Source organism: Acidovorax sp. CCYZU-2555 (genome assembly GCF_018413525.1).
GTDB lineage: Bacteria > Pseudomonadota > Gammaproteobacteria > Burkholderiales > Burkholderiaceae_C > Comamonas.
Window position 1 is genome coordinate 108,045 of record NZ_JAHCDD010000005.1, and the last position, 11,134, is coordinate 119,178.

Consider the following 11,134-nt stretch of genomic DNA (forward strand, 5'->3'; position numbering starts at 1 on the left):
CAGAGCGACCTACCGGACACGCTAGCCCAACGCAGCGCCAACACTAAAAATCATCCAAACAGGGGATGCCAAACCAATCGCCTTGCACTACGATCCCGCTTAGTATTTGCGTGCATTTGTTTTTTTGTGTTTCCAAATGATTTACGCATTGCGTCTCAGTGGCATTCCTCGCACCAATTGCGAGTTTCCCCTCCAGGGCAAACGCAAGGATGCAGGTGCAACTGACAGCTGCATGGATGCGGTCGCGCCAACATAGCTACCGTCGACTGCCAAGTCTGCGGGTGAAACACGCTTGATAGGTACTTATCCATGAACAATGCTGCCCCAGCTCAGGCCATCCCTGCAAAAGACGAAGTCTTTTTCATCAACGCAGGCCTGCAAGACCTCTCTACGCTGCTAAATGGCCTGCCGGAAGGGGCGGATGTAGTGCTGCTGGATGAGAGCAAGGACGGCCTGCAGCAAATGGCCGAGTATCTCCAGGGCCGTCAGGGATTGACTGCCATACACCTGCTGTCGCATGGCGCGCAGGGCACGGTACAGGTGGGCAATACCTGGCTCAGCAGCGCCAATCTGGCCGAACACCAGGCCGAGCTGCAGAGCATCGGCGCGGCGCTCAAGGCTGACGGCGACCTGATGCTCTACGGCTGCAAGGTTGGCGAGTCGGCGCAAGGTCAGGCATTTATCTATCAGCTGGCAAGCATCACCGGTGCCGATGTCGCGGCGTCCGCGGATGACACCGGGGCTGCGAGCCTGGGTGGCAACTGGACGCTGGAGCGCAGTATCGGTTCGATCGAGACCACCGCACTGGGCGCGCAACTGGAAGGTTACACGGCGGTGATGGCTGTGCAGTTTTCCGGCGGCGCCGACACCAACGCGCCTGCACTCGGGACGGGCGCCCTGTCGAGGATGGTCGTCGGCGATTTCAACGGCGACGGGCGTGACGACATCCTGTTCCAGACCGCGAACACCGTCAATGCGCCGTGGAAGTTCGCCGCAGGCAAGTTCGGTGGTGGCTTCACCATCGTCGACCGCACCGACGGCACCTCGCCGTTTCGCAAACTCGATTCGATGATCGACATGGCCAACACCGGCTCGAACTACTATGCCGCCGACTTCGACAACGACGGTGATATCGACCTGCTGGGCGTTACCGTTAGCAACGGCGCGGCGTTCCTGTATCGCAACAACAATGGCGTGTTCGAGAGTACACCGCCCACCGGTTTCGGTGGCGCCCAGTTCGGTTCGCGCCTGGTCGTCGGCGACTTCAACGCCGACGGTGCCGCCGACATTCTCTACCAGCCCGGTACTGTCGATGCCTTGAATAGCTGGCGCTATGCACTGAACAACGGCAACGGCACCTTCACCGACGTAGCGCAAAGTGCTTCGCCGTTCGCCTCGTTCACGCTGCCGACCTACAGCAACTTCAACTACCGGGTGATCGACTTCGAAGGGGACGGCGACCTCGACATCATCTACATGGTTGCGGCCAACCCCGCCTCGCTCTTTCTCAACAACGGCAACGGAACGTTCGCTCTCGGGGCGGGTGGCAACATCCCGATAGCGACGTTTTCCCAGCGTTCGATCTTTGGCGATTTCGACGGCGATGGCGATGCCGACATGTTCTGGCAGATTGGCGCCAACGGCACCGACTGGAACTATGCCGAGAACCTCGGTAATGGCACTTTCGCCCCTACTGTGAGCCGGGCCAACTCACCCTTCAAGAACCTGACCATGGTGGATTTCGGCACCACCAACTTCCGCATCGGTGATTTCGACGGTGATGGCGACACCGACCTGCTCGGCACCATGGCCTCGGTCGGCGCCAGCGTGTATTACCAGGACGGCACCTCGCCCAAGCTGCTGAGCAGCACGCCAGTCGACAACAGCGGCGCGGTCTCGCCGTCTGCCAACATCGTGCTGACCTTCGATCAAGCAGTGAGCAAAGGTAGCGGCAACATTTACATCGTGCGTACCACCGACAAGCAGGTGATACAGACCGTTGACGTAACCAGCGGTGCGGTCACGGGCTCCGGCGATACCTGGACCATCGATCCGCCGGCCGATCTTGTCGGTGGCGTGGCCTATGCAGTACGCATCGACACCAAGACCTTCGTCAATGCCTCCGGCAAGGTCTACGGGGGTATCCAGACCAACACCGAGCTCAACTTCGTCACGTCGAGCATTGCGTCGCCCGTGATCACCGGCCTCGATGGCGACAGCATTACATACAGCGAGAAAGGTGCGCCGGTGCTGATCGATCCGACCGGCAATGCTGAGGTAACCGACGCCGATTCGCTGAACTTCTCCGGCGGTACACTCACCGTTACCATCAATTCGGGCCGTGTGAACAGCGAAGATATCCTTGGCGTCATGCACCAAGGCACTGGCGCCGGGCAGATTGGCGTGTCCGGCGGCCTCATTTCCTACAGCAACATCACGGTCGGCATCGCTACTGGCGGTACCGGCAGCAATCCGTTGGTCATCCACTTCAACAGCCTCGCCACGCCCAGTGTGGTCAGCGCCTTGCTGCAGCGGTTGTCCTACAGCAACAGCAACACCACCGATATCGGCACTGGTGCGCGGAACATCCAGGTCACTCTTGCCGATGGCACCGGTGGTGTCAGCAACGTCGCAAACATCAGCCTTGCCATTACCGCGGTGAACGACGCGCCGACGGCTACCATCACGGCGTCCAACCCGACCTTCACCGAGGGCGGCAGTGCGGTCGCGGTGTTCAGCAACACCGCCATCAGCCCCGTCGAAGCTTCCCAGAGAATCGATCAGATCGTCTTCAGGGTCCTCAACGTCGGCAACAGCAGCTCCGAGAGGCTGCGCATCGACGGTACGGATGTGTTCCTGAGCAACGGCAACTCGGTGAGCACCCTGACCAACAATCTGTCGATCGCGGTGGCGTACAACAGCGGCACCGCTGAGGTGACCATAAGCAGCACTGCGGGGCTTACTGCTACGGCGGTCAATGCCCTCGTCAACGGCATGACCTACGCCAATGACAGCAAGGCGCCCATTGGTAGCAGCCGTTCGGTTGAGCTCGTCAGCGTGCGTGACAATGGTGGCGGCAGCAACACCACCAACGTTGGCACAGCCAGTGCGGTTACCCTGGTCCCGGTCAACGATTCGCCAACGCTTGCAGGCGGTCCTTACGTGCTGACCGGCACCTCTGAAGACTTTCCGTCCACCGGGGTCCAGATCAACACGGTGCTGGCTGGCCTGACCTACAGCGATCCGGACTCCGGCGCGCTGCTCGGGGCGGCCGTTACCGCCACTACCGGTAACGGCAACTGGCAGTTTTCCCTCAACGGCGTCACCGGATGGACCGCCTTCGGCACGGTAGCCAACAGCACTGCGCTGCTGCTGACGGGCACCACGTTTGTTCGTTACACCCCCGACAGTGCCAATGGCGAGACCGCGACCTTGACCTTGCGCGCCTGGGACCAGACCTCCGGAACTGCGTCTTCCGCCAGTACCCCGCGTACCGGTGACACCAGCATCGCCGGTGGCAGCACCGCGTACTCCAGCGGTACCGCAACCGCCTCGCTGACCGTCACCGAGGCAAACGATGCGCCGCTGCTGAACGCGGGGTCCCCGACCCTGCCGGGCTTGAGCGATGGCGCGATCAACAACGCGGGTGTGCTGGTCAGTTCGCTCTATTCCAACAACTTCACCGATGTCGATAGCAGTGCGGTCAAGGGCATCGCCATTACCAGCCTGAACGCAGGCAATGGCACCTGGCAGTACAGCCTCGACGGCACCACCTGGAGCAACGTCGGCGTTGTCAGCGTCAGTTCGGCACTGCTGCTGCGCTCCAGCGATCATGTGCGTTTCGTACCGGATGGTGTCAACGGCACCGCCGCCGACTTCACGTTCCGCGCCTGGGACCAGACCGGCATCACCACCGGCATGCAGGGCACCAAGGCCAATGCGTCCACTGTTGGCGGCAGCACGGCGTTCTCCATCGGATTCAACACTGCCAACATCACCGTGACAGCGGTCAACGACGCGCCGACCCTCACCGGCAGTGGCGGGAGCCTGACCTGGACCGAGGGCAACAACACCACCTCGATCCCGGTGGTCATCGATGACCGCCTGACCATTACCGATGCCGACGGTCCGAACATCGCCTCGGCGACCGTGCGCATCTCGAACAACTACAGCAACGGCAACGATTTCCTGGAGCTGGTTCCCAATCCGGCGACCATGGGCAATATCATCGGGACCTGGGACGCCGCCAACGCGACCCTGACCCTGAGTTCAGCCGGTAATCTGGCGAGCCAGGCGCAGTACCAGGCGGCATTGAGGGCGGTGACCTTTACCAACCTGTCGGAATCGCCCACCCTCGGGGCTCGCACCGTAGAGTTCCGGGCCAACGACGGCAGCCTGGACTCCACGGGCGTCACACGTACCATCACCATGAGCGCCGTGGATGACACACCGGTGATCAGCGTACCGGCGAGCACCCAGGTGCTCGAGGACGTTGCCTCGGTGATCAACCTGATCAACATCAGCGACCCGGACTCCGTCAACGTCTACATGACCCTGAACGTCGGTTCCGGCACCCTTGCCGCCACCAGCGGCGCCGGTGTGGTCGTGGGTGGCAACGCCACCACAATGAACCTGAGCGGCACCATCGCCGCCGTCAATGCCTTCCTCGCCAACAACCGCCTGACCTATACCACGGCGGCCAACGCCACGGCCGACGTGACCCTGACCATCACGGTCGACAGCGGCAGTGTCGGCACTGACACCAAGACCGTGACCCTTGCGGTTACTCCGGTGAACGATGCGCCGGTGGCCACCGTGCCGGTGTCGCTTACCGTGACCGAGGATGTGCCCGGCGGCGTGACCGGCATCAGTTTCAGCGACGTGGATGCCGGCAGCGGTTCGGTCACCGTGACTTTCTCGGTACCGAGCGGCACCCTCAGTGCCGTCTCCGGCAGCGGCGTCGCGGTGGGGGATTCGGGCACCGCCACGCTCACGCTGTCTGGCACCTTGAGCGATATCAACGCCTTCATTGCAGCTTCCAGCGTGAAGTACCTGACCGCCCTCGACAACACCAGCAGCGTGCTGCTGACGGTATCGATCACCGACAACGGCAATACCGGCGGCACTGCGCAGACCGACACCAAGACCGTGACCCTCAACGTCACTGCGGTCAACGACGCGCCGGTCAACGCCGTGCCGGACTCCCAGACCGTCAAGCAGAACGCCACCCTGGTCTTCAGCACCGCCAACGGCAATGCCATCTCCGTCGGCGATGCGGATGGAGATCTCCTGGAAGTCACGCTGACGGCCACCAATGGCACGTTGACGCTGCCCTTTTCTGGCGCCGTGTCGGTGACCAGCACCGACGGCATCACCAATGTCACCACCGTGACCTTCCAGGGCAACACGGGCCCGGTCAACGCGGTCTTGCAGGGCCTGAGCTTCACGCCCACCAGCGGCTACCTGGGCAGCGCGAGCATCACGGTCGTGACCAATGACTCGGGCTTTTCCGGCAGCGGAGGCCCCAAGTCAGACACCGACACCATCAGCATCACGGTCAACCCGCTGAACCCGTCCATTTCCGGTATCAGCGCCTCGCAGGCCGACGGCAGCTACAAGGCAGGAACTACCCTCGCCATCACCGTCACCTTCGACCAGGTGGTGACCGTCGAAGCCAACGGAGGCACACTGGTGTTGCTGCTGGACCTGGGCCAGCCCGGCCGCCAGGCCACCTATACAGGCGGCACGGGCACCGACGCCCTGAGCTTCACCTACACCGTGCAGGCTGGCGACAACAGCGCCGATCTCGACTACCTGAACACCACGGCCTTGCAGCTCATCGGCGCCACCATCAAGAACGCAGACGGCGACGACGCCGTGCTGACCCTGCCTGCACCCGGCACTTCGGGCTCGCTGAGCGCCAGCAAGAACATCGTCATCGACACCACCGCTCCCACGCAGACCTTCAGCGCCCTGCAGTTATCGGACGACACGGGCGGCAACGGCACGGACTTCGTCACCAGCACCGCCGTCCAGACCATCACGGCCACGCTCAGTGCCGCGCTGGGTAGCGGTGAGAAACTCTACGGTTCGCTGGACGACGGCGCCACCTGGGACGACATTACCGCCAGTGTCCTGGGCACGGCGCTGACCTGGGACAACATCACGCTCACCGGCAGCGGCACGCTGCGCCTGAAAGTCACCGATGCGGCGGGCAACGAAGGTTCAGCCCTGATCCAGACCTACGTGCTGGACGCCACGGCCCCGGTCTTCAACCCGGCCCTCAGCAGCCCCGCCGACAACGCCTCGGCCGTCGCCACCAGCGCAGCCCTGGTGCTCAACTTCGGCGAGCGCCTGGCCTCGGCAGATGCCACCAAAATCTTGCTGCACGATACGCAGGCCGGCACCACGGTCGCCATCACCGCCACCATCGACGGCGCCGGCCGCCTGGTCATCACGCCCGCAGCGGCGCTGAAAGCTGGCACCGCCTACCACCTCACCTGGGATGCCGATGCGATCCTGGACGTGGCCGGCAACGCCGCCGTCGCCCTCGGCGATGCGACCACGTTCAACTTCAGCACCGCGCAAGCGATCACACCGACCGAGCCCACGACGCCCACCGAGCCCTCGCTGCCGCCGGTGACCGTGGACGGTGCCACCGTCACCACCACCACGCGCACCGACAGCAACGGCGTCACCACCACGACCACGCGCGTTGCGCCTGTCAGCCCCAACCGCAACGAAGACCCCAACACGCCCAACAGTGCGCTGGCCGATGTGCCCCTGGTCAAGGACGCCAACGGCAACGTCCTGGTGCAGGTGGGCCTGCCCACGGGCGTGGGAGTCAGCTCCGACAGCAGCAGCGGCGCCAACCTGACGCTGCGCGACAAGCTCATGGCCGCCACCTCGCCGCGCACGCTGCCCGGAGACTTCGCCACGCTGCTGCAGCAAGGCATAGACGCCTATGTGCCCACGGTCGGCGACCAGTCACAGGTCACAGTGCGCACGCTGACTTTCAGCACCGCGCCCGGCACCACGGCCTCCAGCCAGCCCATCGTCGTTCAAGGCACAACGGGCACCGGCGAGAGCGATCTGTCCCACCCGCTGCGCCAGGAAGCACTGGTCATCGATGCGCGCGCGCTGCCGGCGGGCAGCGTGCTGGATCTGAGCCGGGTCGAGTTCGCCATCGTCATCGGTACCGTGACAGTCATCGGTGGCGAAGGCCGCAACTTCGCCATCGGCGATGCCAACGCACAGACCATGATCCTGGGCGCCGATGACGACATCATCCATGGCGGCGGCGGCAACGACACCGTGGGCAGCCGCGGTGGCAACGACCAAGTCTACGGCGATGCGGGCGACGACATCGTGTTCGGCGGTGCGGGCAACGACCTGCTTTCGGGCGGTACCGGCAGCGACAAGCTCAATGGCGGCACAGGGTTCGATGTGGCACTGCAGGAAGGCAAGCGCAGCGACTACTCGATCACCTTGGACGGAGCGGGTATCAAGCTGACTCATATCGCCAGCGGCGTCGCCGACTGGCTGGTCGATGTGGAGCAGGTGCGCTTTGAGACCGGCCCCATCCTCACCGTGGCCCACAGCGCTGCTGAAGAAGCCGCGGCCTTCCTGTTCCAGAAGTGGATGGGACGCGATCTGACCCAGTCCGAAGGCGCGGTCATCCAGACGCTGGACGGCCTGAGCGCCGTGCAAGTCGCGGACCTGTTTGCCCAGGTATTCCCGCAGCAGGCCGGCGGCAGGAGCGCGCAGCAGTTGCTCGAAGGCATGGAGACAGCGGGCGCCATCCGCGTGGATGCTGATCGCTTCACCAAGTACGTGGGCGATGCGGGCGACAACACGTTCACTCCCACTCTGGGCATGGCCTGGAACGTGGACGGCGGAGCTGGCATCGACACTCTCGTCTTCCCAGCCACACTGGCGCAAACGTACATCGATGCGAGCACCACAGGCTTCACCTTGCAGCGCATGGCTGACGGGGCAATGCTGGAACTGCTCAATGTTGAGCGGCTCACGTTCAGCGACACCAAACTGGCGCTGGACCTTGACGGCCATGCGGGCCAGGCCGCCAAGCTGCTTGGCGCGCTGGGCGGCGTGGGCTTGCTCGACAACAAGCCGCTGGTGGGTGAAGTGATTCGCGCGCTGGATGCTGGAGTCAGTGCACAGAACCTGGCTGAGTTGGGACTGCAGGTGCTGGGTGCGAAGACATCGCTCGAAGTGACGCAGCTGATCTGGACCAATGTCGTGGGCAGCGCCGCGACTGCGGCCCAATTGCAACCCTTCGTCAACATGATGGCCCAGGGCGTGACGGGCGGCGAACTGGCGGTGCTGGCCAGCAATCTGGACCTCAACACCACGCGCATCGATCTGGTGGGCCTGGCGGCCACGGGAATAGAGTTCGCCTGAGCCGCTGCGTGGTGAAAGGGCGTGGTTTGGCAGGCCATGCCCCTCGCCGGCGTTGCAGCAGCAGGCGCAAAGCCTTTGGCGTGAAGGTTTGCACTAGGGTGTGCACAATGGCGGCCTTGCCGGCAGCACTCGCCGTAGCACTGCCCATGAGTCGAGTGCCGCAAACATTACGGCACCCGCTAGACACCACTCCTATGCATTTGCAGAACTCCGAAGAAAATCAAACAGTTGCACTCAATTGGCGCATGTCCGTTGCGCCCATGATGGACTGGACCGACCGCCATTGCCGCTATCTGCACCGGCTGCTGACCCGCCATACGTTGCTCTACACTGAGATGGTCACCACGGGCGCGCTGCTGCATGGCGATGTGCCGCGCCATCTGCGCTTCAATGCCGAGGAGCATCCGCTGGCGCTGCAACTGGGCGGCAGCGAGCCGGCTGACCTGGCGCGCGCCGCACAGCTGGGCGAGCAATGGGGCTATGACGAGATCAATCTCAACTGCGGCTGCCCCAGCGAGCGCGTGCAGCGCGGTGCTTTTGGCGCCTGCCTGATGAACGAGGCGCCGCTGGTTGCCGAAGGGGTCAAGGCGATGCGCGACGCCGTGCAGATTCCCGTCACCGTGAAGCACCGCATCGGCATCGACAAGAGCGAAAGCTATGACTTCGTGCGCGACTTCATAGGCACCGTGGCCGAAGCCGGCTGCGAAGTGTTCATCGTGCACGCGCGCAATGCCTGGCTCAAGGGCTTGTCGCCCAAGGAAAACCGCGAAGTGCCGCCGCTGCGCTATGACGTGGTGGCCCAACTCAAGCGCGATTTTCCGCAGCTGACCATTGCCATCAACGGCGGCTTCAAGGAAAGCGCGGCGGTCGCCGAGCAGTTGGAGCAGGTCGACGGCGTGATGATCGGTCGCGAGGCCTATCACAACCCCTGGTGGCTCGCGAGCTGGGATGCCGAGTTCTACGGCGCTACGCCCAGCCTGCTGACGCGCGAAGCGGTGGAAGAGCAGATGGTCGAGTACATGGAGCGCGAAGCGCAGGAGCACGGCACGCACTGGTACAGCGTGGCGCGCCATATGCTGGGCCTGCGCCATGGGCTCGCCGGTGCGCGCCGCTGGCGCCAGGTGTGGAGCGATCACCGCCTCAAAGGCTTGCCGGCACGCGAAGTGATGGCCATCGCGCGCGCGCCACGCGCCGAGGAATTGAACGCCAAGGCCTGAGGCCTATACCGTTTGCATATGACAGAACGGCTTTCTGTCGTTGTTTCACCCGAATGGCCGCGTTGGAACTGCAAAGGCTTGCACCTTCATGCCAGACAACTGCTATATTGCACTGCAACATAACAAGGTCTTGCCCATGCTTTACCAAATGTATGAAACCCAGCGCTCCCTCGTGGAGCCTTTCGCCGACTTTGCGCTCGCAGCTTCCAAGCTGTACAGCAATCCACTGTCGCCTTTCAGCCAAACACCGCTGTCCCAACGTATTTCCGCGGGGTTCGAACTGTTCCACCGACTGGGCAAGGACTACGAGAAGCCGCAATTCGGCATCACAACCGTGGATGTCGACGGCGTCGGCGTGACCATCATGGAGCGCGTCGAGATCGACAAGCCCTTCTGCGAGCTGCGGCGTTTCAAGCGCTTCACCGACGAAGCCGCGACGCTCGACACCATGCTCGCGCAACCCGCGGTGCTGGTCGTTGCGCCGCTGTCGGGCCACTATGCAACGTTGTTGCGCGACACCGTGCGCAGCATGCTGTCGGACCATAAGGTCTATGTCACCGACTGGAAAAACGCGCGCATGGTTCCCATGGACCAGGGCGTGTTCCACCTCGATGACTATGTGAACTATGTGCAGGAGTTCATCCGCCATCTGCAGGGAAAATACGGCAACTGTCACGTGGTGAGCGTGTGTCAGCCCACGGTGCCGGTGCTGGCTGCGGTGTCGCTGATGGCCAGCCGCGGCGAAACCACGCCGCTGACGCTGACGATGATGGGCGGCCCCATCGACGCACGCCGTTCGCCGACCGCGGTGAACAACCTCGCGACCACCAACAGCTACGAGTGGTTCGAGACCAATGTGATCCACGAAGTGCCGTCGAACTATCCCGGCGCGGGCCGGCGCGTGTATCCCGGCTTCCTGCAGCACACGGGCTTTGTCGCGATGAATCCCGACCGGCATGCGACCAGCCATTACGACTACTTCAAGAACCTGCTCAAGGGCGACGACACCAGCACCGAAGCCCATCGCAAGTTCTACGACGAGTACAACGCCGTGCTCGACATGGATGCGGCGTACTACCTGGAAACCATCTACACCGTGTTCCAGGACTTCTCGCTGGTCAAGGGTACCTGGGATGTGAAGTCGCCGGACGGCCAGGTGGAGCGCGTGCGCCCGCAGGACATCACGGGCAGCGCCATCCTCACTGTGGAAGGCGAACTCGACGATATCTCGGGCGCGGGCCAGACGCGGGCCGCGCACGATCTGTGCACGGGTGTGCCGGCCGATCAGCACCAGCACCTCGAAGTCGAGGGCGCGGGCCACTACGGCATCTTCAGCGGCCGCCGCTGGCGCGAAACGGTTTATCCGAAGGTGCGCGACTTCATCCTCGCCCACACCACCCAGGCTCCGGTGCCGGTCGACGATGGCATCGGCCACGATGCGCTGCCGGTGCGGTCGGCGCCTGCAAGCCAGGCCGCGGTTTCTGCTGCAGCGCCCG

3 protein-coding genes are annotated in these 11,134 nt (G+C 63.5%); all 3 read left to right on the plus strand.

The window, feature by feature from the left end:
* The first annotated feature begins 309 nt into the window (after nucleotides 1-309).
* Nucleotides 310-8,421 carry a DUF4347 domain-containing protein gene (locus tag KHY18_RS03160; protein WP_213294247.1) on the plus strand — a complete coding sequence of 2,704 codons (8,112 nt, stop codon included), beginning with the start codon at nucleotides 310-312 and terminating at the stop codon, nucleotides 8,419-8,421.
* A 194-nt stretch (nucleotides 8,422-8,615) separates the two neighbouring features.
* Nucleotides 8,616-9,638, plus strand: a complete 1,023-nt coding sequence (gene dusA, locus KHY18_RS03165) for a tRNA dihydrouridine(20/20a) synthase DusA (RefSeq protein ID WP_213294250.1) — start codon at nucleotides 8,616-8,618, stop codon at nucleotides 9,636-9,638.
* A 136-nt stretch (nucleotides 9,639-9,774) separates the two neighbouring features.
* Nucleotides 9,775-11,134 (plus strand): polyhydroxyalkanoate depolymerase (locus KHY18_RS03170; RefSeq protein ID WP_213294253.1); only part of this gene is annotated, 1,360 nt, incomplete at its 3' end.

Coding starts and splice junctions, on each gene's coding strand:
- dusA (WP_213294250.1), top strand. CDS start 8,616: ATGCATTTGCAGAACTCCGAAGAAAATCAAACAGTTGCACTCAATTGG.
- KHY18_RS03160 (WP_213294247.1), top strand. CDS start 310: ATGAACAATGCTGCCCCAGCTCAGGCCATCCCTGCAAAAGACGAAGTC.